26 protein-coding genes are annotated in these 26254 nt (G+C 66.7%); 11 read left to right on the top strand and 15 right to left on the bottom strand.

Features of this window, described 5'->3' with window-relative positions; genetic code table 11:
• Positions 1 to 38: 38 nt before the first annotated feature.
• The 5 genes from ACJJV6_RS12750 (at position 39) to ACJJV6_RS12730 (ending at position 5168) form a co-directional block, all read left to right on the top strand.
• Entirely contained in the window at positions 39 to 1286 is a 1248-nt protein-coding gene (locus ACJJV6_RS12750) for an MFS transporter (RefSeq protein ID WP_407709051.1), read from the top strand.
• A gap of 146 nt (positions 1287 to 1432) precedes the next feature.
• On the top strand, positions 1433 to 2110 hold the full coding sequence (locus ACJJV6_RS12745) for a protein tyrosine phosphatase (protein ID WP_407709050.1): 678 nt from the start codon (positions 1433 to 1435) through the stop codon (positions 2108 to 2110).
• A gap of 91 nt (positions 2111 to 2201) precedes the next feature.
• Complete coding sequence (locus tag ACJJV6_RS12740; protein WP_133351690.1) at positions 2202 to 2750, top strand: RNA polymerase sigma factor; 549 nt, start codon at positions 2202 to 2204, stop codon at positions 2748 to 2750.
• The gene (locus ACJJV6_RS12735) at positions 2747 to 3562 is read left to right on the top strand and encodes a hypothetical protein (protein WP_407709049.1); all 816 of its coding nucleotides are present in this window, start codon (positions 2747 to 2749) and stop codon (positions 3560 to 3562) included. Before ACJJV6_RS12740 ends, ACJJV6_RS12735 begins: the two co-directional genes overlap by 4 nt.
• A 184-nt stretch (positions 3563 to 3746) precedes the next feature.
• A complete protein-coding gene (locus tag ACJJV6_RS12730; protein ID WP_407709048.1) occupies positions 3747 to 5168 on the top strand; it encodes an FAD-binding oxidoreductase in 1422 nt (473 codons plus the stop codon).
• Positions 5169 to 5312: 144 nt separating this feature from the next.
• On the opposite strand, the gene ACJJV6_RS12725 is transcribed toward ACJJV6_RS12730, so the two are convergent.
• From ACJJV6_RS12725 to ACJJV6_RS12705, 5 genes are all read right to left on the bottom strand, one after another.
• Positions 5313 to 6662, bottom strand: a complete 1350-nt coding sequence (locus ACJJV6_RS12725) for an alpha-L-fucosidase (RefSeq protein WP_009358896.1) — start codon at positions 6660 to 6662, stop codon at positions 5313 to 5315.
• Positions 6663 to 6728: 66 nt separating this feature from the next.
• Positions 6729 to 7628, bottom strand: a complete 900-nt coding sequence (locus tag ACJJV6_RS12720) for a carbohydrate ABC transporter permease (RefSeq protein ID WP_407709047.1) — start codon at positions 7626 to 7628, stop codon at positions 6729 to 6731.
• Entirely contained in the window at positions 7618 to 8541 is a 924-nt protein-coding gene (locus tag ACJJV6_RS12715) for a carbohydrate ABC transporter permease (protein ID WP_009358895.1), read from the bottom strand. The genes ACJJV6_RS12720 and ACJJV6_RS12715 overlap by 11 nt, the downstream gene beginning before the upstream one ends.
• A gap of 55 nt (positions 8542 to 8596) precedes the next feature.
• On the bottom strand, positions 8597 to 9850 hold the full coding sequence (locus ACJJV6_RS12710; RefSeq protein WP_407709046.1) for an ABC transporter substrate-binding protein: 1254 nt from the start codon (positions 9848 to 9850) through the stop codon (positions 8597 to 8599).
• 220 nt (positions 9851 to 10070) lie between these two features.
• A complete protein-coding gene (locus tag ACJJV6_RS12705; RefSeq protein ID WP_407709045.1) occupies positions 10071 to 10850 on the bottom strand; it encodes a FadR/GntR family transcriptional regulator in 780 nt (259 codons plus the stop codon).
• Between the two features lie 181 nt (positions 10851 to 11031).
• Here ACJJV6_RS12705 and ACJJV6_RS12700 point away from each other — a divergent pair, with 181 nt between their 5' ends.
• From ACJJV6_RS12700 to ACJJV6_RS12675, 6 genes are read left to right on the top strand one after another with little or no spacing between them, the layout of a single operon-like run.
• The gene (locus tag ACJJV6_RS12700; protein ID WP_009358892.1) at positions 11032 to 12417 is read left to right on the top strand and encodes an L-fuconate dehydratase; all 1386 of its coding nucleotides are present in this window, start codon (positions 11032 to 11034) and stop codon (positions 12415 to 12417) included.
• Positions 12414 to 12842, top strand: coding sequence for an RbsD/FucU family protein (locus tag ACJJV6_RS12695; RefSeq protein WP_407709044.1), 429 nt, complete (start codon positions 12414 to 12416; stop codon positions 12840 to 12842). Before ACJJV6_RS12700 ends, ACJJV6_RS12695 begins: the two co-directional genes overlap by 4 nt.
• 13 nt (positions 12843 to 12855) lie before the next feature.
• Complete coding sequence (locus ACJJV6_RS12690; RefSeq protein ID WP_009358890.1) at positions 12856 to 13743, top strand: amidohydrolase; 888 nt, start codon at positions 12856 to 12858, stop codon at positions 13741 to 13743.
• 2 nt (positions 13744 to 13745) lie between these two features.
• Positions 13746 to 14717 carry an aldo/keto reductase gene (locus ACJJV6_RS12685; protein ID WP_354176362.1) on the top strand — a complete coding sequence of 324 codons (972 nt, stop codon included), beginning with the start codon at positions 13746 to 13748 and terminating at the stop codon, positions 14715 to 14717.
• Between the two features lie 58 nt (positions 14718 to 14775).
• On the top strand, positions 14776 to 15621 hold the full coding sequence (locus ACJJV6_RS12680; protein ID WP_009358888.1) for a fumarylacetoacetate hydrolase family protein: 846 nt from the start codon (positions 14776 to 14778) through the stop codon (positions 15619 to 15621).
• Positions 15622 to 15648: 27 nt separating this feature from the next.
• The gene (locus ACJJV6_RS12675) at positions 15649 to 16407 is read left to right on the top strand and encodes an SDR family NAD(P)-dependent oxidoreductase (RefSeq protein WP_009358887.1); all 759 of its coding nucleotides are present in this window, start codon (positions 15649 to 15651) and stop codon (positions 16405 to 16407) included.
• 72 nt (positions 16408 to 16479) lie between these two features.
• On the opposite strand, the gene ACJJV6_RS12670 is transcribed toward ACJJV6_RS12675, so the two are convergent.
• From ACJJV6_RS12670 to ACJJV6_RS12625, 10 genes are all read right to left on the bottom strand, one after another.
• Positions 16480 to 16686 (bottom strand): hypothetical protein, encoded by a 207-nt coding sequence (locus ACJJV6_RS12670; RefSeq protein ID WP_407709043.1) that lies wholly within the window; start codon positions 16684 to 16686, stop codon positions 16480 to 16482.
• 23 nt (positions 16687 to 16709) lie between these two features.
• Entirely contained in the window at positions 16710 to 17459 is a 750-nt protein-coding gene (locus tag ACJJV6_RS12665) for a dienelactone hydrolase family protein (RefSeq protein ID WP_009358885.1), read from the bottom strand.
• A 42-nt stretch (positions 17460 to 17501) separates the two neighbouring features.
• Positions 17502 to 18863, bottom strand: coding sequence for an MFS transporter (locus ACJJV6_RS12660; protein ID WP_407709042.1), 1362 nt, complete (start codon positions 18861 to 18863; stop codon positions 17502 to 17504).
• A 73-nt stretch (positions 18864 to 18936) separates the two neighbouring features.
• Positions 18937 to 19848, bottom strand: coding sequence for a serine hydrolase (locus tag ACJJV6_RS12655; RefSeq protein WP_407709041.1), 912 nt, complete (start codon positions 19846 to 19848; stop codon positions 18937 to 18939).
• Between the two features lie 269 nt (positions 19849 to 20117).
• On the bottom strand, positions 20118 to 20471 hold the full coding sequence (locus ACJJV6_RS12650; RefSeq protein ID WP_407709040.1) for a GNAT family N-acetyltransferase: 354 nt from the start codon (positions 20469 to 20471) through the stop codon (positions 20118 to 20120).
• 63 nt (positions 20472 to 20534) lie between these two features.
• A complete protein-coding gene (locus ACJJV6_RS12645; protein WP_407709039.1) occupies positions 20535 to 20804 on the bottom strand; it encodes a hypothetical protein in 270 nt (89 codons plus the stop codon).
• Complete coding sequence (locus tag ACJJV6_RS12640) at positions 20797 to 22839, bottom strand: glycogen debranching N-terminal domain-containing protein (RefSeq protein WP_407709038.1); 2043 nt, start codon at positions 22837 to 22839, stop codon at positions 20797 to 20799. The genes ACJJV6_RS12645 and ACJJV6_RS12640 overlap by 8 nt, the downstream gene beginning before the upstream one ends.
• Positions 22836 to 24179, bottom strand: coding sequence for an MGH1-like glycoside hydrolase domain-containing protein (locus tag ACJJV6_RS12635; RefSeq protein ID WP_407709037.1), 1344 nt, complete (start codon positions 24177 to 24179; stop codon positions 22836 to 22838). The genes ACJJV6_RS12640 and ACJJV6_RS12635 overlap by 4 nt, the downstream gene beginning before the upstream one ends.
• Positions 24176 to 24973, bottom strand: coding sequence for a sugar phosphate isomerase/epimerase (locus tag ACJJV6_RS12630; protein ID WP_009356968.1), 798 nt, complete (start codon positions 24971 to 24973; stop codon positions 24176 to 24178). The genes ACJJV6_RS12635 and ACJJV6_RS12630 overlap by 4 nt, the downstream gene beginning before the upstream one ends.
• Positions 24970 to 26034 carry a zinc-dependent alcohol dehydrogenase gene (locus ACJJV6_RS12625; RefSeq protein WP_407709036.1) on the bottom strand — a complete coding sequence of 355 codons (1065 nt, stop codon included), beginning with the start codon at positions 26032 to 26034 and terminating at the stop codon, positions 24970 to 24972. The genes ACJJV6_RS12630 and ACJJV6_RS12625 overlap by 4 nt, the downstream gene beginning before the upstream one ends.
• Positions 26035 to 26254 lie beyond the last annotated feature (220 nt).

Genomic DNA, 26254 nt, shown 5'->3' with positions numbered 1-26254 from the left:
GCGTTCCGCCCCCTCCCCCTTGAATGGATCCCTTTCGCATGCCTTCCGCGATGCCCGCGCCCGCCCCTGCCCGATTCCCCTATGCCGCGATGGCGGTCCTGGCCACCATCGCCTTCACCGCCATCACCACAGAGCTGCTGCCGTCCGGCCTGCTGCCGCAGATCAGCAGCGGGTTGAACGTGTCCGAGCCCGTGGCCGGCTACCTTGCCGCCGCGTACGCCGCCGTCATAGTGGTCACGGTAGTTCCGGCCGCGCGGCTGCTGGCGGGGATCCCCCGGCATGCCCTGCTGGTGGGCCTGGTGGTCACGTTCGCGGCCAGCAACGCCTGGGTGGGCCTTGCCCCGGACTTTACGACGGCGATGATCGCCAGGATGGTGGGCGGCCTGGCGCACGGCCTGCTCTGGACCACCATGGCGCCGTTCGTCACCCGGGTGGTTCCGGCGGACAAGGTGGGCAAGGCCCTGGCCATCGTCTTCAGCGGCAACAGCCTGGGGCTGGCCATCGGTGCGCCGCTGGGCACCGCGCTGGGCGGGTTCCTCGGCTGGCGGGCCGCGTTCCTGGTGCTGGCTGGGTTCGGCCTGGTCCTGGCGGTCCTGGCCTTCTTCCTCCTGCCGCGGGTCCGGCGGATCTCCGACGCTGCCCGCCCCTCCATGCGCCGTGCCGTCGCCCAGCCCGGGGTGAAGGCGGTGGCCACCGCCTGGCCGCTGCTGGTCCTGGCGCACTTTGCGCTGTTCACCTACATCGCCCCGTTCGTCCGCGAAGCCGGCCTGCCGGACTACGCCATCAGCCTTTCCCTGACCGTCCTGGGCGCCTCGGGCCTGCTGGGAATCTGGGTGGCGGGCCTCACCGTGGACTCGCATCCGCGGCGTTCGCTGATCATCACGACGGCGGCTATCGCCGCGTCGATGTTCCTGTTGCCGCTGGCTTCGGGGAACCTTCCGCTGGCCCTGGCGCTGATGACGGTCTGGGGTGCGGGGCTGGGGGCCATCGGCATTTACAACCAGGCGGCCATCCTACGCGCCGGCGGCGAGTACCAGGAGGCGGCGAACGGCCTCACCGTGCTCACCATCCAGCTGGGCATCACAGTCGGCGCCCTGTATGGCTCCGGCGCGTTGGTTGCCGGCGGTCCGCTGCTGGTTCCGATTGCGGCAGCGCTACCGGTGGTGGCCGCGCTGGCCATCACCCTTGGGGGTAAGCGGCATGCCTACCCGCCGGGCCCCCGGGAACAGGTGTGGCTGGAGCCCCGGCCGGTGGCGGAGCACGTACGCACACCGCTGCGTGACTAACTCCGCTATGACTAGGGAAATGACAAATCAGTCAAGAAATTCATGCTGACCCGTAACCTCTGTGACCCGGATTTCGATTCATACAGTAGCGGGGGGAAAACCGCAGTTGATCGCAATCCATGAAAATTTCGACAACGGAGGGTCTCATGTCTTTCTTCACGTATTCCGGCAACAAGCTGGCCGCCACCGTGCTAGCCGCGGGTGTGCTGGTGGTCGGCGGGACGGGGGTGGCGGCCATCGCCGACTCGCTCCCGGACGCCCCCTCGGTGACGGCTGAGTCGCCGTCGCCCACACCCACTGCCACTGAAACGGAGTCCCCGGAGCCCAGCCCCACGGCAACCGAAACCGAATCTCCGGAACCGAGCCCCACGGCAACGGAAACCGAATCCCCTGAACCAACCCCAACCGAAACAGAGACGGCCTCGCCAAGCCCGTCGCCCACTGAAACGGAGGAGCCGGACCCGGAACCCACCTCTGATGGCGGCGGACCTGACGCCACCGGCCCGGCTGCGTACGGACTGTGCAACGCATTCAGCAACGGCGGCCTGAACGAGACCTCCACCGCCTTCGCGGCACTGGCGGAGGCTGCGGGTGGCGAAAGCGGCATTGAGTCCTACTGCGCCACCGTAGCTGCTCCCGAGGACGACGCGGATGAGACCGTCGACGCTCCGGAGGAACAGGAACCGGCCGAACAGCAGGTCCAGGAGCAGCAGGTCCAGGACCAGCGCCAGGGCGCCGGGCAGGGCCAGGACGCGAACAACGGATCCAAGTCCGATAACGCCAGCGGCAACTCCGGTGGCCAGGGCGGCCGCGGCCAGCGGTAGCCTGTCAGCAGGGACGGTGCCGCTCCGGGATTTGCTCCCGGGGCGGCACCACCGGCAGGTGCCCGCCCGGGCAGCCGCCGCAGGGGGATGGATGCACAAGCTCAAGGATGAGGCAGCGACGCCCGGTCACGCCGACGAGGGCACCTTTTGTGCTGTCTACCAGGAGTTTTCGCCCGCGGTCCTGAGCTATCTCCGCTCGCGCGACGTTGAGGACCCGGAAGCAATGACCCAGGAGGTCTTCCTGGCTGTCTATGCCAGGCTTGGCGACCTGCACGGCGGGACCAAGGGACTCAAGTCCCTGGTGTTTTCCATCGCCCACGCCCGCTACGTGGATGAGCACCGGCGCCGGGTGAAAGCGCCCTGGACCACCGGGTACGACCCCGAATCCGACCCCCGCTGCAGCACCTCGGCGGAGGACCAGCTGCTGGCGGCGGAAGGCTCAGACACCGTGAAGGCGATGCTCGGAACGCTGGAGCACGACCAGCAGGAAGTCATTGCGCTCCGCGTGGTGGCGGACCTCTCCGTGGAAACCACGGCGGAAATCATGGGGAAGACGCCGGGAGCAATTAAGCAGCTGCAGCGGCGGGCACTGTGCCGGCTGAGGAAACTTCCTCCCACCTTGAGAGAAGGCACGCCATGACCAGCCAGGACCACCGCCACCAGCGCGGGCTCGACGACGAGCACAGCGTGGACGCGCTGCTGGCCGAAACCGGATTCCAGGACGACGCGGAACTGCGGGACGTGTTGCTGCAGATCCGTGGTCTCCGGACACTCGACGTTCCGCCGCCGTCGGCCGGACTTGCTGCGCTTATGGATCAGGACGCATCACCGGGGGACGTGGTCCGGCCGCTTGCTACCGCTGCCCGGAAACGGAACCGGGCTGTCTTCACGTCGCTGGCGGTAGCCGCTTCGCTCGGTATCGCCGGCGGTGCAGCGGCGGGAAATGAGACCCTGCGGCACGGCGCGGAGGGAACCATCAGCAGCATCGTGGGGTGGCTCCTGGCCCCGGCCCCCGCGGAGCCGCCACCCGCAGTGCCCCCGGAGGCACCCGGCACAGGCGCCGCCGTCGTACCCGCTCCTGTTCCGACGCCTCCGCCGGGAAGCTTTCCTGCCGGTCTTGTCCCCGACGACGGACCCGTCCAGTCGGGCGAACTGCCCGCCGCGGGACCGGAAGCCGTGCCCGCCCATCCCGTTCCGGCCGGACCGCCGGAGTTCCGTTCGGAGCCACCCGCCGCCCTTCCCGATCCTGCAGGCAACCGGCCGGAGATTCCCAACCAGCACCCTGAACCCGGAAACCCGGGGTCAGCCGCCAAACACGAAAGGCAGCCGCCGGCCGCCACGGAGCCTCCGGGCCAGAACGGCGGGGCCACGGCGGACACGCAGGATCCTGGCAAGCCGCGCCCTGACGTCCAGCCGCCCCTTCCACTACGCAACCCGGACCCGGCGCGGTAGCGCTGACGCCGGTCATCCGCCGCGCCCGGTGCTCGTGCGTTCCTGACACACGCTATTGACCGCCCTTGTAGCCCGCCAGATACTTGGAGTGCCGTTGCCAATCGTGCCTGTTGAAGGCGTGCTCTCCACATCCAACCCAGCCGGATCAACGAGGACCCGGCACCCTATCTGGCGAGGTCAGACCATGGAACAAGGCCATTCAGAAGACCGGATCAACGCGGCGCTGTCGGAGTTGCGCGGCCAGCTCAGCGGCAGCCTGCTCCAACCGGGCGATGCAGGATACGGGGACGCGCGCCGGGTCTGGAACGGCATGCATGACCTGCATCCCCGGGCCATCGCACTGGCAGGTTCTGTGGCGGACATCGACCCCGTCCTGGCAGCAGCCCGCACCACAGGACTGGTCCTGGCGGTGCGGGGAGGCGGACACAATGTGGCCGGCCACGGGAGCGTGGAAGGCGGCCTGGTCCTGGATCTGGGCAGGCTGCGCGAGGTTGCGGTGGATCCGGTCACCCGCCTGGTCACCGTGGAGCCGGGTGCAACCCTGGCGGACGTGGACAGGGCGACCGTGGAGCACGGCCTGGCGGTCCCCATCGGCGTCATCAGCGCCACGGGCATCGCCGGGCTGACGCTCGGCGGCGGCGTCGGCTGGCTCACCCGAAGCGATGGGCTGGCGCTCGACAACCTGAACTCCGTGCACATCGTCACCGCCGCGGGCGACCACCTGCGCGCCAGCGAGCATGAGAACGCGGACCTGTTCTGGGGAGTGCGGGGCGGCGGCGGCAATTTCGGCGTGGTTTCGGCGTTCACGTTCCGGGCACGGCCGCTCCCCCAGCCTGTCCTGGGCGGGAACCTCTTCTACGCTCCGGAGCACTGGAAGGACGCGCTGGCGGGTTTCGAGACCTGGAGCCGGGACCTGCCGGACGAGATGAACCCGATTGTCAGCTTCATCGCTTTTCCTGCGGAATTCGGACTGGGCAACGCCGTGTGGATGGTCATCGGGTGCGCCTGGGCGGGGGCCGACCAGGAGCCCGGCCTGGACCTGATCGGCAGGCTGCGGAAGCTCGCGCCGCCGGACCAGGAGGAGGTGGGCCCGGTTTCCTGGCTCGAGTGGCAAAGCGCCATGGACAGCCTCTTCCCTCCGGGTGCGCGGGGCTATTGGAAGAACGTCTCCTTCTCCCGGCTGGACGGGGAGGTCATCGACGTGGTGGCAGGCATTGCCTCCGAAGTGCAGTGGGAGGGCACCGGAATCGACATCCACCTCCTGGGCGGGGCCTTCAGCCGGGTCCCGGAGGAGTCCACCGCCTACCCCAACAGGTCCTCAAGGTTCCTGATGAACGTCTACGGTTTCTGGTCCGACGCGGACGACGACGAGCGCCTCACCGAGTTTGCGCGGCAGGCACACGCACGGATGCAGCCCTTCGCCGAACAGGGTGAATACCTGAACTTCCTCGGCGGCGAGACCCGCCAGGACCCGCACGCCGCACGCCTGACCTACGGGGCGGACAAGTACGAGAACCTTATTGACCTCAAGCAGCGGTACGACCCCGGCAACCTCTTCAGCCGGAACCACAACATCCAGCCGCGCCAGCCGCCCGCTGCCCCCTAGCATCCGTTGGGCAGCGCGGAGAAGGTAAGCGCACCGGGCAGAGCTCACCACGCCCGGCTCGCTGATGTACACCTAGGGCCCACGACGGCGGCCCTCCCCTTTGCAGGGACGGCCGCCGTCGCGGAGGTAATCATCTGTCCCAGGCTATCCCCGGGGGATGCGGACGATGACCGGTCCGAGTCGGTCCGCGGTCAGCGTCACCTTCAGTACCTGGCCGTCGAAATCCACGGATCCGCCGGGCCCTGCCAGTGAGGCCTTCGCCAGGGCGAACCGGTCCGGCCCCAGTTCGAGTGCAGCCTCAGCTCCCTCGCCTTGTGAGTCAACAAAAGCCACAACCTCCGTCCCCCGGTCCACCCAGCGGATCCAGGGATCACTCTGGCTTTCTGCCGGAGCGTCCTCGAGCGGCCGTCCGCCCACCAGGTACTGTTTGGCGTTTGCCATCCAGCGTCCAAGGTCGGTGAGCGCCTGGCGCTGGATCTCGGGGATGGTGCCGTCGGCCCGTGGGCCCACGTTCAGGAGGAAGTGACCACCGCGGGAGACGACATCCGTCAGGTGGCGTGCCAGCTGCTTTCCCGTGAGTGACTGCTCCGGGCCTTCCACCTGGTTGTAGCCGAACGAGAAGCCGATGCCACGGCAGTTTTCCCACTGGGATTCGGACTCCGACTGGGAGGAATGCTCATACTCACTTGTTGCGTAGTCCTTGTGCGTGGCGCCCCAGCGGTCGTTGACCACGCCCTCCGGGTTGGTGGAGTAGAAGTGCTGGAAAAGCGTGCCAAGCCCATGCCCGCCAAAGTGCTTGCCGGCGTCGGGCCATTCGATGTCGTTCCACAGGACATGGGGACGGTATTTGTCCACCAGGTCCACGACGTGGTTGTATGCGTACTCGGCATAGCCGGCGTCTTTGGGCCTGGCGGTGTCATGGACGCTTTCGCTGGTGATGTGCGGGGGGAAGGGCCGCACGTGCCAGTCCAGCCCGCCCGAGTAGTACAGGCCCAGCTTCAGGCCCTTGGCCTCGACAGCACTTGCGATCTCGCCGATCAGGTCCTTCCGGGGACCGCGCCGGACGGTGTTCCGCTCCCCCGTTCCGGGAGCATCCCAGAGGGCGATGCCGTCGTGGTGCTTGGTGGTGGGCACCACGTAGTCCGCGCCCGCAAACTTGAACAGCTCCACCCAGTCCGCGGGATCGAACTGTTCCGCTTTCCACTGGTCCAGGAAGTCGTCGTAGTCCCCGCCGCCGTAGGTCTCCTTGTGGTACTGCTGGGCAGGACTGCCGTCAATGCGGATGGTGTTGTAGTACCACTCCGCGTAAGGATTATGAGTGAACCATTTCCTGTCATCGTCGATGGTGCCCAAGGCTCCGATGGGTTCCGCCCAAGCCGGGACTGAATAGGCACCCCAGTGGATGAAGATGCCGAACGGAGAGTTCTGGAACCACTCCGGCGTGGGGCGGGACAGCTGCTGCCATTCTTCAGGGCTGGCCGATTCATTGGTCATTCTGAACTCCATTCTTGAGGTGGAAAAGTCGTGGAAACGGGAAGCAGGGTTAGTGGACGGGGCGGGTCAGCGTCCGCCGAAACCGCCCATACTGACGCCTTTGACAAGCTGACGCTGCAGGAGGATGACCACCAGCAGGCTGGGAAGCACTGCCAATGTTGCTGCGGCCATAAGGGGTCCCCAGTCGGTCCCCCTCTCACCCGAAAACATGGACAGGCCCAGCGGGATGGTCGCCTGCGAGACGTCGTTGATCACAATCAACGGCCAGAGGAAGCTGCTCCAGTAGTCGATGAAGCTGAAGACTGCCACCACTGCAAGTGGCGCGCGAACGAGCGGCAGGATGACGCTCCACAGGATGCGGATCGAGCCTGCCCCGTCAATCCGGGCTGCTTCCTCAAATTCCTCCGGCAGGGAAAGCAGGAACTGGCGGATCAGGAATGCCCCGAAGGCCCCAAACGCGAAGGGGACAATGAGGGCCGTCGGCGAATTCACCAGCTCCAGCTTGTTCATCATGATGTACAAGGGGATAACCAGGACTTCCTGGGGCAGCACCAGTGTTCCCAGGAAAACCAGGAACAGCTTGTCCCGGTGCTTGAACTGCATCCTTGCGAAAGCGTATGCGGACAGCAGGGACACCACCGTGGTCAGCGCTGCGCCGGCAATAGCCACCAGGAAGCTGTTGATGATGACCCGGCCAAAGGGGATGGCCGTCCAGGCGGTGACATAGTTGGACCATTCCACCCTTGAGGCCAGGAAGCTTGCCCCGGTGGAGAAAATTTCCGAGGTGGGCTTGAGGGACGTGGCAAGCATCCAAAGGAACGGGAAGAAGAAGACCAGCCCCACGAGGATAGCGCCGGCACGGCTGATGTAGTGCCCCGGGTGCTTCTTTTTCCGCATACCTGGGCTGTGCCAGCGATGGGTGGTGGGCTTGTCCGTGGCCGGCTTGGCCAGCGTTTCAGTTGTCATAGTTGACCAGCCTCTTCTGCTGGGAGAACTGCAGGGCGGTGATGAGCATGACGATCACGAACAGCGCCCAGGCGAGCGCCGAGGCGTATCCGAGTTTGTCGAAGGAAAAACCGTTGCGGTACAGGTAGAGCACGATCGTGTTGGTGGATTCGCCCGGTCCACCGAGTGTGAGCAGGTAGGGCTGGGTGAACACCTTGAACGACCCGATGATCGTCATCACCGTGCAGAAAAAGAGCGACGGCGAGAGCATGGGAAGCACCACCCGGAAGAACCGCTGCCACGCACCTGCGCCGTCGATGCGTGCCGCTTCCAGCAGGTTGGGCGAGATGCCGTTCAGCCCGGCGCCCAGGACGATGATGTTGTACCCGATGCCCTGCCATACGGACATGGCGATCAGGGATCCCATGGCCAGTTGGCTGTCACTCAGCCAGGACGGGCCGTCGATGCCGAAGTTGGCGAGGAAGCTGTTCACCACGCCGTCATCGGTCAGCATCAGGCGCCACACCAGTGCGTTGGCCACCATGGGGGTCACCACCGGGATGAAGAACAGGACCCGGAAGAAGGGTCCCCAGCTGCCGAGGTGGTGCAGCCAGGTGGAGACGGCCAGCGCCAGGACGAGGTTGAGTACGGTGTAGCTGACGGCAAAGAACAAGGTGTTGCCCAGGACTGTCCAGAACACCGGGTCCCCGGTGAGCATGCGGGCGTAATTGTCCAGCCCCACGAATTCAGGCGCGCCGAACAGCGGCCAGTCGAACAGGCTGATCACCAGGGAGGCGACGAGCGGCAGCACGATAAAGACCAGGAAACCGAGCATCCCGGGGGCGAGGTAGGCTGCGGCCAGCCGTCCATGCCCGGGAGTACCGGCCGGCTTCCTTCCGTTTTTGACAGCAAGCGTCGGTAGAGCAGTCATCATTGACCTTTTCCGTGAAGGGGGCAGACTCCCGGAGGGAGCCCGCCCCCGGGGAAATTTACTTGGCGGAGTTCATGATCGTGGCGAGAAGTTCCTCTGCGGTCTTGCTGCCGCGGAAGCCCTCCCCGGAGTATTGCGTGAAGGTTGTTTCCACCTGGTTCCAGTTGGGCGTGGTGACCAGCGGGCGGCCGCTCTCCAGCAGGGCTTCCACCACCGCCACATCAGCTTCCGGCTTGTTGCCGGCCCAGTCCTTGACCGCCGATTCCACGGACGGCACTGTTCCGCGGGCTGCACCCACGGCGCCGACCACCTCAGGCGTGGTGATCTTCATGATGTTCTGGAAGGCTGCTTCCTTGTCCTTGCAGGATGCGGCAATGGCGAACGCGGAGCCCTGGATCATGCCGATGCTTTTACCCGACTCGGAAGGGACCACGGCGATCCCTACCTTGCCCTGGGTCTTGGTCGTGAGCATGTCATACATCCAGGGTCCATCAATGATCATGGCCGCCTTGCCACTCATGAACTGCTGCTCCGGGACGTCAGTGCCGTCGGATGCCTGCGGAGCGTTGGCTACCTTCTCCTTGGCGGCAAGGTCGAAGGCGAATTGCTGGTCCTTCACCAGGCCTTCATTGGTCAGGTCCAGCTGCCCGTCCTTGACAGGCTCGTTGCCGTTCGCGAACGCAATTGGCAGTCCCGGCCCGGAGCCGAAGCCGGGCGGAACGGCGAGACCCGCCACACCGTCCTTGGTCAGCGCCTTCAGGTCTGCGACGAACTGGCTGGTGGTGTAATTCAGTGTCGGTTCCTTGACGCCCGCCGCGGCCAGGAGGTCCTTGTTGTAATAAAGGACCACGGGCTCCGCGTCGTAGGGGATGCCCCGGAGGGTCCCCTCTACCGTCAGGCCGTCAATCATCGCCTTGTTGTACATGGAAACGTCAATGTTGTTGCTCTTGACCAGGTCGTCCAGAGGAACGGTCAGGTCCTTGAGTTCCTGGGCCCGGGCTGCCTGCGTGGTGATAATGCATGGGGCGCCGGAACTCGACAGCCGGGTCTTGACCTTCGTCCAGTAGTCGTTGAAGCTCGGCCCCTCGAGGGTCAGATTGAAGTCGGGATCCTTCTCCTTGGCGGCGTCGATAAACGCCTGCCACTGCGCCCGGTCGTTTTCGTTGGTGATCCAGGTGTACATCGAGGAGGCTTCCTTGCTCTCCCCCGATGACCCTGCACTTGAAGAACCACAGGCAGTGAGCGCGGTGGCAGCAACCGCGGCCGCCGCTGCTGCACCGAGAAGACGGCCGGTAACGCGTTTGTTCAACACGGTGAATGTCCTTTCGTAGCTGGGGACAAAGGCTGCCCGGCGACGTCCTCGTTGCCTGGCTGATGTGATCCCCGCAACCTTTGTATAACCAACAGAATGACCCGCACCCGCAACGGAAGTCAAGGAATCATCTGATCTTTCTTTGCATCAAAACCAATTGCCGCGTCGAATAGTCGCAGTTTGATCCGCATTTGGTAAACAAGGTCAGACGAATAGCAGGTTATCGAACAGCCTCACTGTCAGCCAAAGCCCCCAGCGGATCCGCCTCGCGCCCTTCAAGCCCGGACTCCGGAATGGCGGTCACGTAGTCCTCGACGGCGTACAGGTGGTTTGCCATCCGCGTCCTGGCCCGGTCCACGTCGTGCCGGCGCAGCGCCTCCAGAATGCCAAGGTGCTCACGGTGCGTGGCGAGCAACCCCTCATTGTCATGGATGGAACGCCACATGCGTCCCCGGATGGTGTTGGTGGACACGGTTTCGATCAGCGCGGAGAGCACATGGTTGGCCGACGCCTCCGCAACCAGCCGGTGGAACTCCACGTCGCATTGCATGGCAGCGGCATGGTCGATCCGTGCGGCGTGGATTGCGGCGTGGGCCCGCTCCAGGATGCGTTCAGCTGCATCGAGCTGCTCCTCGCCGATCCGGATGGCAGCCGCCGCCGCGGCCTCGGTCTCCAGCGCCCGCCGGACGGTGTGCACCTGGTTGGCCCGCTCGCCATCCTGCAGTCCCACCCAGAACTCCATCGCCGAAAGCAGTGCAGCGGGCTCAAGCCGGGTCACGAAGGTGCCTGCCCCCTGCCGGGTTTCCAGGATGCCCATGGTGGACAGTGCACGGACACCTTCCCGAAGCGAGCCGCGGGAGACCTGCAGTTCGGCAGCCAGGTCTTTCTCGATGGGCAGCCTGTCTCCGGGCCGGAGCCGGCGGGAGGACAACATCCGCTTGACGCCGGAGATCACAACGTCTGTCTGCGACATCGAACCGTTGGATGTACCACTGGTCATGGCAGCCGCCTTTCTGGGTGCACTTTCAGGGGGCTTCGCCCCATTTCTTCTTTCATCAGATGTATTGCTTGGAAAAAGGATGATGGTCCTATATTCTCATCAAATACTTCCAAATACATCAGATGATGCTCGCAACGTTGCTGGACCATCTTCTTCATAGCCTGAACCTGGAGGGCTCACCTTGCCACACATCACCGGATATGACGTGTTCGACGTGCGTTTTCCGACTTCGCTGACTGCCGACGGCTCGGACGCCATGAACCACGACGCCGACTACTCTGCAGCCTATATAGTCCTCACCACGGATGATCCTGCCGTTTACGGCTGTGGTTTCACCTTCACCATCGGACGAGGCAACGAAGTCTGCGCTGCGGCCATGGAGCTTCGGGCCCGCCCCCTCCTGGGACGGGATATCGACGCAGTCTGTGGAAGCCTTGGAGGGACCTACCGCAGCCTGAAACAGGATTCGCAGCTCCGCTGGCTCGGTCCGGACAAAGGCGTGGAACACCTTGCCCTGGGCGCCGTAATGAACGCGGTATGGGACCTGGCGGCACGGCGGGCAGGAAAACCGCTGTGGCGACTCCTGGCGGATATGCCGGCCGAGGACATCGTCGACGCCGCAGACCTTACGTACCTCTCGGATGCGCTGACCCGGGAGGAGGCCTTGGAGATCCTGGCCCGGCTGGCTCCCACCCGGGGTGAACGCATCCAGCAGCTGACCGAAAGCGGCTACCCGTGCTACACAACGTCTGCAGGCTGGCTCGGCTACTCTGACGAAAAGCTCCGGCGGCTTTGCCAGGAGGCCGTGGACCAGGGGTACCGGCACATCAAGCTCAAAGTTGGCGCATCACTGGAGGACGACATCCGCCGCCTCGGAATCGCGCGCGAGGTAATTGGACCGCAGGGCAACCTCATGATCGACGCCAACCAGGTATGGGACGTCCCACAGGCCATCGACTGGGTCAAGCAGCTGGCGGAATTCAATCCGCTCTGGATCGAGGAGCCCACCAGCCCAGACGATGTCCTTGGCCACGCGGAAATCCGCAGGGCCGTCCAGCCGATCGGGGTGGCCACCGGGGAGCACGGCATGAACCGCGTGCTCTTCAAGCAACTTTTCCAGGCCGGGGCAGTGGACTACTGCCAGCTGGACGCCTGCCGGCTGGCCAGTGTGAACGAAGTGCTTGCCGTCCAGCTGATGGCAGCCAAGTTCGGTATCCCGGTCTGCCCGCACGCCGGCGGCGTGGGCCTGTGCGAACTTGTCCAGCACCTCTCGATCTTTGACTTCATCGCCATCTCCGGCGACCTCACAGGCCGGGTCACTGAATTCGTGGACCATCTCCACGAACATTTTGTTGATCCGTGCATCGTCCGGGACGGTGCCTACGTCATGCCGGCAAACCCCGGCTATTCGGCGGAGCTCAAGGCACAGACACTGCAGGACTATGCCTTTCCCTGGGGCGACTATTGGGCCGGAACGGACGCAGGACGTGCGGAACAGGAATGGCGGACCGGCAGCGCTGGCCGCGGCATTGCGTTCGCGGGTGCACGGGCTAAGGCTGAGGCATGATCAACTACACCCTGACCCACCCGGGCCTGCTGGCTGCACTCGCCGAATCCGGCCACGGTTCGCAGATCCTTATTGCTGATGCCAACTACCCCCACAACACAGGTGCGCCAGCGTCGGCACGACGGATAGCCTTGAACCTGCGGCCGGGCCTGCTGACAATCGACCAGATCCTTGACGTCCTGATCGACGCCGTCCCCATCGAGGCGGCAGCCGTGATGACGCCGCCCGACGGGAGCTGGACGGAGGCGGTCAAGGGTTACGGTCAGTCCCTGGGCGGCGCTGTCCCCGTCACCTCGTACCAGCGTTTCGATTTTTATGATGCGGCGCGTTCACCGAATGTGGCTGTCGTCATCGCCAGCGGCGATACCCGGCACTATGCCAACCTGCTGCTGACAATCGGTGTCCGGCCCGAAGCCACGGCATAGTGGAGGCCCCTGCATGAAGGTCATAGATTCGCACGTCCACGTTTGGGACCCGGCAGTACTCGCCTACGACTGGCTGGCCAACAACCCTGCCCTGAACCGGCCCTTTCTTCCGCAGGACCTTCCGCACACTCCAGCCAACACCCTGGCGGCCGTATTTGTGCAGGCAGACTGCCGGGACGACCAGGCGCTGAAAGAAGTGGACTGGGTATCCGGCCTGGGCAGCAGCTGGCCCACTCTGGCCGCAATCGTGGCCTTTGCCCCGGTCAGCAGCGGGGACAGCGTGGCCGAGGACCTTGACCACCTGCTGCAGCGCCCTTTGGTCCGCGGAGTGCGGCAGCTCCTGCAGGACCGGGACGAATCCTTCGTGCTGCATCCGGACATGCTTGCCGGCGCGCGGCGGGTGGCCGAAGCGGGCCTTGCCTTCGACGCCTGCATCCGCACCGGCCAGCTTGCCGCTCTGACCGCGTTCGCCGACCGTGCGCCCGCGCTTCAGATCGTGCTGGACCATATGGGAAAGCCACCCATCGCCAGCGGCGCCTTCACGGAGTGGAGCAGCGGGATGCGTGAACTTGCCCGCCGGCCCAACGTCGTCGTCAAGATTTCCGGAGCCGGCGCAGAATCCGACCGGACCCGGCCAACCGGGCCACAGGCACTGCCGTACATCAGGGAAACGCTGCACCTTTTCGGTGCCGACCGCTGCATGCTTGGGAGTGACTGGCCCGTCTCACTGACAGGAGCGGCCGCCTACCAGGAGTGGATCACCACGGCAGAAACAGCGCTGGCCGGTGCGTCCGAAAGCGAGCGCGAAAGTGTCTCCTCCGGGACCGCGGCCAGGGTGTACCGGTTGGCGGAGGGAACAGAACAGGCCATTACGGAAGCCAGGAAACAGGAGAAGGACTGAGAATGCAGGCAGAAACCCGCACCATCCCCGGTACCGGCATTTCCCTGCCGGTGCTCGGCTTCGGGGCAGCGCCCATTGGCAACCTGTACCGGCAGGTGCCGGAACAGGAGGCGGCCGACGCCGTTGCCGCCGCCTGGGAAGGCGGCATCCGCTACTTCGACACCGCACCGCACTACGGGCTCGGCCTTTCGGAGCGCCGCCTTGGGGCGGTCCTGGCCGGCCAGGACCGCGGCACCTACGTGCTCAGCACCAAAATTGGACGCTTACTGCGGCCAAATCCGTTCCCGCACGGCAAGGACACCGAGGGCTTCGACGTCCCTGACGATCTCATCCGGGTCCGCGACTATTCCCGCGACGGTGTGCTGCGCTCCATCGAGGAAAGCCTCAAGCGGCTGCGAACCGACCGCATAGACATCGTCTACATCCACGACCCTGACGATTACTGGACCGAGGCGGTGGAAGGTGCGGCGCCTGCCCTATCAGCCCTGCGGGATGAGGGCGTGATCCGTGCCTGGGGTGCAGGCATGAACCAGGCCGGCATGCTCCACCGCTTCGTCACCGAAACAGACATAGACATGGTGATGCTCGCCGGCCGGTACACACTGCTTGAGCAGGGCGCGGCAGCGGACCTGCTCCCGGCCTGCCTTGAACGCCAGGTGGGCGTGGTGAATGTTGGCGTCTTCAATTCAGGCCTGCTTTCCAAGGAGCGGCCCGCCAGCGATGCCACCTACAACTACGCCCCCGCCCCGCCGGAACTCCTGGACAGGGCGAACCTGCTGGCGGACATCTGTGAATCGCACGGGACCACGCTGCCGGCCGCAGCCCTTCAGTTCCCCTACCGCCATCCCGCCGTAACGGGTGTGGTCCTGGGCATGCGGACGCCGGACCAGGTGAAGCAAAACCTGGACCTGGCGGCACAGTCCGTCCCTGAGTCCCTCTGGGACGAACTCCGGGACCGCGGCCTGATCACCTGACCGGGACACCCGGCTGACCTCGGCAGTAGCCGAACAAGCACCAAGGAAAGAAGGACCAATGCAATTTGCGCGCATAGGTGAGCCGGGCAAGGAAGTCCCCGCCCTGCTGCACCAGAACAAGTACTATTCGCTGGAACCGGTGGCGAAGGATATCGACACCGACTTCTGGGAATCGGACGGACCGGGGCGTGCCGCCGCTGCCCTCGCCGCGGGGGAGCTGGATGAGCTCAGCGTTGACGGCGCCAGGATCGGGGCACCCATCGCCCGGCCCTCGTCCGTCATCTGCGTAGGCATGAACTATGCAGCGCACGCCGCCGAATCAGGGTCCGCACCCCCGACGGTGCCCATCATTTTCCACAAAGCACCCAACACCGTGGCGGGGCCCTACGATGCCGTGGCCATCCCCCGCGGCTCCACCAAGACCGACTGGGAAGTCGAGCTGGGCGTCGTCATCGGCCGCCGGGCCTCCTACCTGGAGTCGCCACGGCAGGCACGGGACCACGTTGCAGGCTACGTCACCGTCAACGACCTCTCCGAACGCACCTTCCAGCTCGAGGTATCGGGCGGCCAGTGGTCCAAAGGCAAGAGCTGCGCCGGCTTCTGCCCCACCGGCCCCGTCCTGGTGACCCCCGACGAAGTCGATCCCTCCGACCTAACGCTGCGCAGCTGGGTGAACGGCGAAATCCGCCAGGACTCCTCCACCCGGGACCTCATTTTCGGCGTGGAGCAGATCATCTACGACCTCAGCCAGTTCCTGGTCCTTGAACCCGGCGACCTCATCTGCACAGGCACCCCCGAAGGCGTTGCCCTGTCCGGCAGGTTCCCCTACCTCAAACCGGGGGACGTCGTCGAAATCGAAGTCGCCGGGCTCGGACGCCAGCGGCAGGAATTCTTCCAGGGCTAGCCGCCAGGGACACGAAAGGAACAAACAATGGAGTTTGCGGGACTTAAGGCGATCGTCACCGGAGGGGCGTCGGGCATTGGCGCCGCCACCGCCGCGCTGCTCAAGGAGCGCGGCGCCGCTGTAGCGGTACTGGACCTGCAACCGGAGCAGGCGGGCCACGGCCTTATCGCCATTCACTGCGATGTTTCCGACGACGGCTCTGTCCGCCGCGCCGTCAAGGAGGCGGCGGACAGGATGGGCGGCATCGACATTGTGGCCAACAACGCCGGTGTGGGTGCCCAGGGCACCATTGAATCGAACGACGACGACGAATGGCATCGGGTCTTCGACATCAACGTGATGGGGATGGTCCGCGTTTCACGGGCCGCCCTCCCGTACCTGCGCGAGTCCAGCCATGCTGCCATCGTCAACACCTGTTCGGTGGCCGCGACGGCCGGACTCCCCCAGCGTGCCCTCTACAGTGCCACCAAGGGGGCGGTGCTTTCGCTTACATTGAGCATGGCAGCGGACCACCTGCCCGAAGGCATCAGGGTCAATTGCGTGAACCCGGGCACCGCGGACACACCGTGGATCGGCCGGCTCCTGTCCACAGCCCCGGACCCGGCAGCGGAGCGTGCGGCGCTGGAGGCGCGGCAACCCCATGGCCGGCTGGTCACGCCGGAGGAGATTGCGGCCGCGATCGTCTATCTGGCCAGTCCCCTGGCGGGTTCCACCACCGGCGTCGATCTCGCAGTGGACGGCGGCATGCAGGCATTGCGCTTGCGGCCCCGTCCCGCCGCATCGTAGGCACACCAGCAGTAGCACTTATGGCCCCGCTGAATCCACGAGGCAGCCCACCTGCAGGGAACGGTTCCAGATCTAGGTCCGCCGCGTGCCGTCCCACCTGCGCTGGCGCAGCTTCCGGCTGGCCACCAGGGAGCCGCCCATGAACAGCACGCCCAGGACCACCGCGGCCACGCCCACGTAGAACCAGCCGCCCCGGGTGAAGACCATCAGCGCAACACCGGTGATGCCCAAGCCCTTGGCGGCGATATCCAGGTACAGCTGAACCTTCGGGGAGTCCATACGTCCACGATAATCCCGGCGGGCTAGTCCCTGAGGCTTCTGTCCAGGAACGCCAGGGTCCGGGTCCACGCGTCCTTCGCGGCATGGGCGTTGTACCTGGCGGGGGTGCTGTCATTGAAGAAAGCGTGACCGGTCCGGGGATAGACGACCGCTTCGAAATCCACGCCCGCGGCGGACATTTTCTTCTTGAGCTCCGGCAGTTTGTCCACCAGCGCCCGGTCCTGTTCGCCGTAGAAAGCGAGGACGGGACAAGTGATCCGGCGCAGCTCTTCCCCGGTGAAGTCGGCGCTGCCGTAAAACGGCACCGCCGCACGCAGCCGGGGCTCGCGGGTGGCCAGCGCAAAACTGTAGCCGCCACCGAAGCAGAACCCCGTGACTGCCACCCGGCCGGCCAGGCCCGGTATTCCTTCCAGGTGGTTGAAGCACACCTGCAACGCCTCGAGGGTCCGTTCGGCAAATTCCGGCGAGTCCAGCGGGGACGTCAGCTTCCGGAGCCTCGGCTGGACCTTGCTGCGCTGTTCGGGGTCAGGATCTGCGAGGGCCCGCAGCACCTCCCCGGCCACCTCGGGCGTCATGCCGATGTCCGTCATGACATCGGGCACCAACACCAGGTAGCCCTCGGCGGCGTACCGGTCCGCGACGTCCTTGATGTGGTCCACCAGGCCCCAGATTTCGTGGATCAGCAGCAGGCCGGCCTTGGGCTGGCCTGGGGGTTCGCTGATGTAGGCATGCACCGACGTTGCTGCGTTTCCCAGAGTCATCATGTTTCCCATGGGGCCAGCATGGCACGCTGTCCCAGCGCTTCCTAGGGGTTCCTACGCTTCCCGCTGCCGCCACAGCAGGCTGACGCCGAACGTCACCACGCACAGGACCAGCATGGCCAGCACCATCCGCCCCCAGCTTTTCTGGTCCACACCGCCGGCCGCGAAGACGCCGATCATCACGGTGGCGGTGATGGCACCGACGTACCGGCAGGTCTGGTAGATTCCTGCGGCCACCCCGCGCTCCTGCGGCCGGACGGACACGAACATGCCCTGGTTGGAGGCGATCCCCACTGTTCCGTAAGGCACGCCCATCAGGGCGGTCATCACCACCACCAGCGGGATCGCCAAGGTGCCCGTCAGCAGCCACATCAGGCCTGCCACAGCGGTTAGCAGGACGACGCCGGCCAGGAGCACGCGCCGTACCCCGAACCTTCCCATCGCCTTGACCGCCCACGGCGTGGCAGCCACGGACATCGCGGCGAGCGGCAGCATCAGCAGGCCTACGACGCCGGGATCATAGCCGCCGGCTTCCTGCAGCAGCTGCGGCAGGCCGAAGAAGACGAAGTAGTAGACGCTGCTGAACACCGCGAAGGCCAGGTACACCAGCATCAGCGGCCGGTTCCGGCCGAGCAGACGGAGGTCCAGGAACGGCCGGTTGAAGCGGAGCTCGCGCCAGGCGAAGAGGGCGCCGATCGCTGTTCCGGCGCCCAGCATCCACCAGCGGTACCCTGGCAGCACATTGAGCGCGGCCATCATCACCAGCATCAGCGCGGCCACGAACGCCAGGATCCCGGGAATGTCGGAGTCCCGCAGCAGCTCCACCACGCTCCCCCGCTCCCGGGCCTCGTCCGGCGGCGCCGCCCGCCGCACGATGAGCAGCGCGGCCAGCGCGAGCGGAACGTTGACCAGGAACAATGCTTCCCACCCCACCAGGCTGACCAGCAGTCCGCCGACAACGGGCCCGACGGCGGCCGCGGACGTGTTTGCCATCTGCAGCCGTCCCAGCGGGCGGGCCGGCTCCATCCCGGCGCGGTGCGCGATGGCACCCACCATCACCACCGCGCTTGGGTAGGCGGTGGCCGTGCCGAGCGCCATCACCGCCCGGGCAACGCAGAGGAGGGCGAAGTTCGGGGCGAACGGCGCCAGCGCACAGGTGACGGCCACCAGGGCCATGCCCAGCATGAACATCCGGCGCGGCCCGAACCGGTCCGCCAGCCTCCCCATCACCGGCTGGCCCGCCGCGGAGGCCAGGTAGAAGGAGGTGACCACCCAGGTGACGGCGGCGACGTCGAGCCCGAAATCGGCGCGGAGCACCACCAGGGCCACGGCGATCATGGAGGAGTTGAGGGGGTTCAGTGCCGTGCCCAGGCTGAGGCCGGCGACGGCCAGGGCAGTCCGGGGGTTGTTGCTCACGGTAACAGTCTGGTGCAAGGTGCGCCCGGGACGCGACTTTCGCGGTCCGGAGGGTCACCCGGCCGCTGGGCTGTTACTTCCCGGCCGGGGTCAGCGGGAACAGGGCGTCCTCAACCGTGCCGGTCAGCTCCCGGATGAGCTCCGCCTGTTCCGGTTCCTCGAAGCCCTCGGGGTTTTCGGTGTAGATCACCAGCGCGAAGGTGGAGCCGCGGTAGGTCAGGAGCGCGGCGTCGTGGAGGTCCCCGTCCATCTCCCCGTATTTGTGCTGCACCTCGATGCCGGCGCGGGACCCGGCGGGGATGAGGTCATCGTTGTTGGTGTCCTGCATGTAGCCCAGGAGCTCGGCCGTGTTGGCTTCGTTGAGCAGGTCCCCCGCATGCAGTTTCTTGAGGACCAATGCCATGTCTGCGGCGGTCAGCAGGTTCTGTTCCGGATCGTAGGTGACGCCGATCGAGGCCGCATAATCAATCAGCCGGGGATAGCCCACGGCGTCCATCAGCAGCAGCCACGAATCATTGTTGCTCTGGTTCACCATGGCTTCCATCTGGAAGGCGGCGTCGTAGTCCCCCATCGGGTCATCGAGGCCGGCTTCCCCGGTTTCGACCAGGTGGTAGAAGGCTGCCGCGGTGATCAGCTTGGCGGTGCTGGCGGCCGTGAACACGTCTGTGTCACCGAACGTCAGAGCGGCGTCGCCCGAGACGTCCGCCAGCGCGACGCCGATACGGTAGTCGCCGGCTTCGTCGAGGATGGACTCAACCTTGTCCTGCAGCGAGTCGGGCGCGGCAGCCACCGGCTCGGCCGGGACCGGGGCGGCGGCCGTGGGGGCTGCGGTGCCGCCGAACGGCTCGGACCGGACCACGGCCAGGGCGATGGTGGCCACGATGACCAGCGCGACGGCGCACAGCAGGAGCGCCACCTTCTTCCTGCCATGGCGGACGGGACGAACTTCCTGCTCTACCCGAGGCTCTACTGGGTGCACCGGCATAGGGGCTCCTGTCACAACTCAACAATCTGGGCATCACGTCCCAGCACGCGATGTGATGCCGATTAGATCACCAGTTGTTGGGAGCCGGCTGATAGCCCGCCGGAGTGTTGCCCGGGTCGATTCCGACACGGCAATTCACTTTCGACCCGCAGGTTCCCTGTCGCGGCCCAAATTTCAGGGGCGCCAGGGAATCTGCGCGTCGAAAAGCAGAGTCTGCGTCAAAGAGGATGTGCGCGTCGAAACCCAGGATGCGCGTCGCAGGCCTGCAGCTACGCCCTGGTCCGGGCTGCGAGCGCCGTGTCCAGGAACTCCAGGTGCGCCGGCCTCACCGCAGCCACGCTGCCGGCGTATTCGGGGTGCTTGGCAAGGAACTTCTTGATGAACGGGCACACGGGGACAATGCCCGTTCCGGCGGCCACGGTCTCGTCCAGGGCCACCGTGGCCAGCCGGCCGGCCAGTCCCTGTCCGCCGTATTCCTCGTTGACCACCGTGTGGTAGAAAATCCGTTGCGGCGACCCGCCGCCGTCGTACGCCTTGTACGCGGCCTTCCCGATCACGTTGCCGGCGTCGAGGATTTCGAAACGCTCGCGTTCGGCGTTGTGGCGGATGGTGATGTCACTCAAGGGGATCTCCTTCGATGCGGTGTGGCCTCTGCACAGCCTAACGCCGGAGTTGCCCCCGCTATTTCAAGGCGCGGCTCCGCAGCCCTGCTGGCGCACCAGCCCGTGGGGAACGGCCGGGTGGGCGCGCACCACGTAGCTTCCCTCGCCGACCTCCGTGACCATGATGCCGGTGCCGTACCGGTTGGCGGCTTCCTCCACCATCCGGACCGCATCGGCCAGCGCCGCGGACGCCTCCTGCGGCTCCCGTACCCGGACTTCCACCATGCCCGTGCACCGCGTTTCCTTTGCTGGCTCCGCGGCGGGCATGGATCCCGCCCGGGCCGGCCTAGCCACGGGCGGCCCCCATGCCGGGCACGACGGCGGCTTCCGCGGCGGGTGCCGCATCGCCGTCGCGCTTCTCCCCGGCCTGCTGGCCCGTCCGCGGAGTCCCTTCCCCCGCCAGCCGGCACGCGGACAGGCCGGCGGCGGCGGCCCACGCCTGCGGAGACCCGGCGTGGTGGTACTGCACCGGAACCGGAAAGTCCTGCCTGGAGAAGCCGCCAAACAGCTCCGGCAGTGTGTTGCCGAAGTAGGCTGCGGCGTCGCGGAGGCCGCGCGCCACGGTGGCGGCCTGGTCGCGCAGACCGTAGGACGCCATGCCCTCGGCGGCCAGCATGGTGTCATGCGGCCAGACGGAGCCGTTGTGGTAGGACAGCGGGTGGTAATTGTGCTGCCCTTCGGCAAGGGTCCGGATGCCCCAGCCGGTAAAGAAGTCGGGCCGCAGGAGCCGAAGCGCCACTGCGCGGGCGTCCTCCGGATACAGGATCCCGGCCCACAGCAGGTGCCCGGCGTTGGACGCCAGCGCATCCACCTGCCGGCCTTCGCCGTCCACCGCCAGTGCCGGGAAGTCATGCTCCGGCATCCAGAAGTCCACCCGAAAACGGACCTTCAGCTTGTCCGCGAGGCTCCGGAGCTGCCCTGCCCAGGCGGGGTCGCCCCAGACCTCGGCCGCGAGGCGGGAGCATTCCCGCAGGCCGCGCCAGGCGTACCCCTGCACCTCGGCCAGGGCGATGGCACCCACAGGTTCGCGGCCGTCCGCCCCGGCCACGGCGTCGTGCGAGTCCTTCCAGCCCTGGTGCAGGAGCCCGCCGGGATCAGGGGCGTAGCGGAGGAACCCGGTGTCCCGCAGGCCGCCGTCACCCAGCATCCACTCCACCGCCGCGCGCGCCGGCTGTTCCATGTCCCGGAGAAGCTGCGGATCGTCCACCCGGCCCAGCGCCATCAGGAACAGCGGGGTGGAATCCACCGTCCCGTAGTAGCGGCCATACGGTACGGCGCCCAGCTGCGCCAGCTCGCTGACCCGCAGCTCGTGCACCATTTTGCCGGGCTGCTCCACCCTGGCGGGGTCATGGACGGTCCCCTGCGTGGCGGCCAGGGCGCGGAGGACGTCCGGAAGCAGGTCAGGGCGGTCCTGCCGCGCCAGCAGCGAGGCCAGGACCGAGTCCCGGCCAAAGAACGTGAGGAACCAGGGCAGGCCGGCGGCCGGGATGGTCAGGTCCGGCCGCAGCGGGCAGGGCATCAGCAGCGAATCCAGGTCCCGGAGGCTTTGGCGCCTGAGCGCACTGTCCTCCTTGGGCTGCGCGGACTTCCCCTGCGGGACGTGCTTTCCGGACGAACCGGGGCGTGGCACGCGGGGCTCCGGCGCTGCCGGCTTCGGCCGCAGCGGCGCGGTGGTCAGGGCAGTGATGGTCAGCGCCTGTTCCCCTCCGGCTTCCAGGGGAAGGTCCCAGGTCAGGGTTGCACCCACGAAACGCCCGGCCACCGGCTCACGGCGGACCGACGGTGCAATGCTGGCCGTGACCCTGATACCTGCCTCAAAGGTGCGGCCCGCGAGGGTGTGCGTGTAGTCGAAGGTCAGGGAACCGTCGTCGATCACGGTGAGGCTGCTGGCAGCCGCGGAAAGGTCGAAGGTCCTGCCGTCCGTGCGGACCGTGAACTGGTCCGCGAAGTCGGTGCCGGCGCCCAGGACCAGGTGTGCGGTGACGGGCTCCCGACCGAGGTTGCGGATGGCCAGGGTCTCGGTGAGGCCGCCCGCGTCCAGCTCCTGGGTCCGGACGACGAAGAGGTCATGCGTCTGGTTCCGCCGGCCCTCGGGGCTCATGGCGATGCGCCGGCGGCCCGGTTCCGAGACGCTGCCGACCTCCCAGAAGGCAGACCGGTCGATCTCCAGGATCCAGCGTGAGAGCAGCCGGGTGTCCGCCACGTAGAGGCCCTCGGTGCCGAGGGCGGCGGCCTGCGCGCGCCCGATGCTGCCATCAGGGGCGCCGCGCATCATGGCGCCGTGCGCCACCAGGACGGAGACGGCGGACGGAGGTGCGGTGGCGGTCACAGGGCGCTCCTTTGATAGGTGGTTTCCAGTGCCAGCGCCGCGGTCCAGCTGAAGCTCCGGGTGCCGTGCGCCGCACCCGTCCAGGGGTCGACGTATTCGGGAAAGTCGTGCTCCGCCGCGAGCTTGCCGATGTTGCCGCGCAGGAAGTCCGCCTGGCCGGTCCGTCCCAGCCGGTCCAGGGCCTCGGCCACCAGCCAGGTCATGTTGAACCATGCCGGTCCGCGCCAGTACAGCGCCGGATTGTGGTCCTCCGCGGTGGCGTCGTAGCTGGGCACCATCAGGGCGCCGCCGCCCAGGAAGCGCGGTCCGTCCAGGGTGGCAATTAGTTCGTCGGCATGGGCCTGGCCGGAAAGCAGCAGCGGCATCAGCCCGTTGACGGTGGCCTTCCGCACCACGGCTCCGGTGATGGCGTCCCGCGCGGAGTAGCAGCCGAGCTCCGGAACATACAGCTGCTCCAGCGCCTCCGCCGTCCGCTGCGCGCGCTCGCGGTGGACTCCGGCGGGCAGCCCCAGTTCCGCGGCAATATCCGCGAGCGCCAGCTCTGACACCGCCAGGAGGGTGTTGAAGAGCGGGTCCTCCATCAGGAAGGGGTAGTCCCGGTCCTCGTCGTCGCAGCTGTGGTCCCGGTAGCGTTCAGCCATCCAGAAGTATTTGCCGTACTCCTTCTGGCTGGGGCGCTCTCCGGCGTCGGCGTGCTGCAGGTCCGGCCGGTTCAGTGGTGTGCGGCAGTCATCGGGGATTCGTGCCATCACGTCGTCCCACAGTGGGGAGTTGTCCGTGCCCGACTCCCACGGGTGGACGATGCAGGCCAGCCCGGATCCGCGGCGGTCCCGGCGGCCGGTGAGGTAGCCGTGCCAGCGCACCAGCTTGGGGTAGCTCCGTTCGAGGAAGGACCGGCGGCGTGATTCGGCGGGGTCCGCCTGGTGGATTTTCCAGACCGCCCAGGCGTGGTTGGGCGGCTGGACCAGGCCCGCCGTCTCGGCGTGCCGGGGTGCGCCGGGGATGCTGGTGGACTGCCAGAAGGACGCGCCCGGCGCGTAATCCTGGTCCCGGTGCGGATCGAAGACGATCTGGGGCAGGCGGCCGTCGTCCCACTGCCCGGCGAACAACGCGTCCATTTCCTGCCCTGCGCGGCGGGGCGAGACGCGCCGCAGCCCTACGGCGATGAAGGAGGAGTCCCAGCTCCACTGGTGCGGATACAGTCCCGGCGCCGGAACCGTGTGGGTGGTGCGCCAGTTGGCTTCCAGGACTGCGGTGCCGAGGGCGGCAATCCGGCGGGGGTCCGCGCCGCGCCCGTCCGGGGCAGCCATCCGGGCATCCCGGGTGTGGCCGCCGCTCACAGGTACCGCCCCAGCAGCGAGGGAACGCGGGGAAGGACTTCGGCCGCGGGACCGGACAGCCTGGACTCCAGCGCCACCGTCCCCTGGTAGCCGATGGATTTCAGCGTGGCCCCAAACAGTGCCCAGTCGATGTGGCCCGCCCCGGGTTCCAGCCGGTTGGAGTCGCTGGCCTGGACATGGCCGATATAGTCCGCCGCTTCCTGCAGCGCCTCCGCCGGATCACTTTCCTCGATGTTCATGTGGTAGGTGTCCGGTGCCAGCTTCACCGCGTCCTGGCCGGCGAACTTCAGGAGCCGGACGCCGTCAGCGAGCCGGTTGACCATGTGGTCCTCGTAGCGGTTGAGGGGTTCCAGGTAGAGCTCCACGCCTTCCGACGCCGCGTGCCCGCCCAGGTGTGCCAGGGCCTCGACCAGCACGGCGGTGTCCTGCTCCTCGGTCCTGGGCGGCACGAACGGGGGCAGCCGCCTGGAGAACATGCCGTACGAGGCCGGGGTCATGACGCCGCGGCCGCCGATCTCGGCCATGACGCTGAGCTGGGATTTCAGCTGCACGACAGCGTCCTTCCGGAGTTCGTCGTCGAACGCGCCGATGAAGTGGGACATCTCCACGCAGGCCGTGGGCATCACGACACCCGCAGCCCGGGCGCGGCGCAGCTCCGGGAGCCTCGCCTCGAACTCGAGGTTGCCGGCTGAGCGGAGCTCGATTCCGCCGAAACCCCATTCCAGCGCGTGGTCGAACTTCTCCTCAAGGCTGGCGCCTGGAAGGTGTTGTTCCTGGACGGTGATGACGGTCATGAGAACTCCAATACAACCTGGAGCGCGGACTGGGGGTCCGTGTCCAGTAGTTCGTAGGCTTTGGCGGCGTCCGCCAGGGGAAAGGTATGGGTGACGAGGGAGGGTGCGTCCACCAGCCCCTTGGCCAGGTGGTCCACCACCGTCTGCTGCAGCCGCGGAACGGTCCAGCGGGAACGGAGCCGGTTGGGCACGGAACCGATCTGCGAGGCCAGCAGTTGGACACGGTTGTGGTGGAACTCCTCGCCGAAGCGGACGCCTGTGGCCTCGCCCTGGTAGAATCCGGCCGCGATGACGGTGCCGTCCGCGCCCACGGTGCGGGTTGCCTCGTGCAGCGCGCGGTAATTGCCGCTCAGCTCGATGGCCACGTCCACGCCGGCTCCGCTGGTGATCCGCCTGATGTCCCCGGCGAGCTCCGGTGACGGGCTGAGGGCATGGCCGGCACCCCACTGCAGCGCGTGCGCGCGCCGGTTCTCGATGCCGTCGACGGCGATCACGGCCGCCCCGTTCAGGACGGCAAAGCGGGTGGCCAGCAGCCCGATGACGCCCTGGCCGAAAATCGCCACCGTGGAACCCGGGCCAAGGTCCGCGGCGAGCACGGCGCTCAGGGCGATGGCACCCACGCGGACGAACGCGCCGGCCAGGGGGTCCATCCCATCCGGCAGGACGTGGCCGCGCAGGGTCTCCGCGGCGAGGATGCCCTCATCCCGGTGCCCCCAGATCCCCCAGACGATATCGCCCGGCTTCACGGGCGGGTCCGATTCGGCGGCATCCGACACCGGCGCTGCCGGTGGCGCAACTTCCACCACCTCGCCTACTTCGGAATACCCCCAGCCATCCAGCGGATAGTTCAGCGCTTCCCGGCCCGGCTGGAAGAGGCGCGACGCCGGATCCCACACGGAGGTGAGGTACGGATTGGTGCCGCGGTAGGCAGTGAGCTCGGTCCCGGCCGAGATGCCGGAGTAGATGGTGCTTACCCTCGCCTGGCCGGGTTCGAGGGGGACGGACGGCTGGTCAACAACAGCCACGCTGCGGGGCGCGGCGATGCGGAGAAAGCGGGACACTTTCAGTTTTGTCCTTCGGTTCGTGGAGGCTGTCATCCTGTGACCTATCTGACATTAGCATAAGCACTAGCCCACTTGTGCCTAGTTGTTATACAAAAACTGCAGTATGTTTATCCCGTGCTTTCGGTCCCGCAGCACAGCCGGCCGTGCACCTGGCGGCCGAGGTTGCGGCGGACCGTCAGCTGTTACCAAACGCCGGACAGCAGGGTTTGGAGGGAGA

Source organism: Arthrobacter nitrophenolicus (genome assembly GCF_045833485.1).
In the GTDB taxonomy this organism is placed as follows: domain Bacteria; phylum Actinomycetota; class Actinomycetes; order Actinomycetales; family Micrococcaceae; genus Arthrobacter; species Arthrobacter nitrophenolicus.
Note: the sequence above shows the minus strand (reverse complement) of the source record. Positions and strands in the feature narration are given on the sequence as shown.

Excerpts from the sequence above, each read along its gene's own strand:
- ACJJV6_RS12750 (WP_407709051.1), top strand. The coding sequence starts at position 39 with ATGCCTTCCGCGATGCCCGCGCCCGCCCCTGCCCGATTCCCCTATGCC.
- ACJJV6_RS12745 (WP_407709050.1), top strand. The coding sequence starts at position 1,433 with ATGTCTTTCTTCACGTATTCCGGCAACAAGCTGGCCGCCACCGTGCTA.
- ACJJV6_RS12740 (WP_133351690.1), top strand. The coding sequence starts at position 2,202 with ATGCACAAGCTCAAGGATGAGGCAGCGACGCCCGGTCACGCCGACGAG.
- ACJJV6_RS12735 (WP_407709049.1), top strand. The coding sequence starts at position 2,747 with ATGACCAGCCAGGACCACCGCCACCAGCGCGGGCTCGACGACGAGCAC.
- ACJJV6_RS12730 (WP_407709048.1), top strand. The coding sequence starts at position 3,747 with ATGGAACAAGGCCATTCAGAAGACCGGATCAACGCGGCGCTGTCGGAG.
- ACJJV6_RS12725 (WP_009358896.1), bottom strand. The coding sequence starts at position 6,662 with ATGACCAATGAATCGGCCAGCCCTGAAGAATGGCAGCAGCTGTCCCGC.
- ACJJV6_RS12720 (WP_407709047.1), bottom strand. The coding sequence starts at position 7,628 with ATGACAACTGAAACGCTGGCCAAGCCGGCCACGGACAAGCCCACCACC.
- ACJJV6_RS12715 (WP_009358895.1), bottom strand. The coding sequence starts at position 8,541 with ATGATGACTGCTCTACCGACGCTTGCTGTCAAAAACGGAAGGAAGCCG.
- ACJJV6_RS12705 (WP_407709045.1), bottom strand. The coding sequence starts at position 10,850 with ATGACCAGTGGTACATCCAACGGTTCGATGTCGCAGACAGACGTTGTG.
- ACJJV6_RS12695 (WP_407709044.1), top strand. The coding sequence starts at position 12,414 with ATGATCAACTACACCCTGACCCACCCGGGCCTGCTGGCTGCACTCGCC.
- ACJJV6_RS12690 (WP_009358890.1), top strand. The coding sequence starts at position 12,856 with ATGAAGGTCATAGATTCGCACGTCCACGTTTGGGACCCGGCAGTACTC.
- ACJJV6_RS12685 (WP_354176362.1), top strand. The coding sequence starts at position 13,746 with ATGCAGGCAGAAACCCGCACCATCCCCGGTACCGGCATTTCCCTGCCG.
- ACJJV6_RS12680 (WP_009358888.1), top strand. The coding sequence starts at position 14,776 with ATGCAATTTGCGCGCATAGGTGAGCCGGGCAAGGAAGTCCCCGCCCTG.
- ACJJV6_RS12675 (WP_009358887.1), top strand. The coding sequence starts at position 15,649 with ATGGAGTTTGCGGGACTTAAGGCGATCGTCACCGGAGGGGCGTCGGGC.
- ACJJV6_RS12670 (WP_407709043.1), bottom strand. The coding sequence starts at position 16,686 with ATGGACTCCCCGAAGGTTCAGCTGTACCTGGATATCGCCGCCAAGGGC.
- ACJJV6_RS12665 (WP_009358885.1), bottom strand. The coding sequence starts at position 17,459 with ATGGGAAACATGATGACTCTGGGAAACGCAGCAACGTCGGTGCATGCC.
- ACJJV6_RS12655 (WP_407709041.1), bottom strand. The coding sequence starts at position 19,848 with ATGCCGGTGCACCCAGTAGAGCCTCGGGTAGAGCAGGAAGTTCGTCCC.
- ACJJV6_RS12630 (WP_009356968.1), bottom strand. The coding sequence starts at position 24,973 with ATGACCGTCATCACCGTCCAGGAACAACACCTTCCAGGCGCCAGCCTT.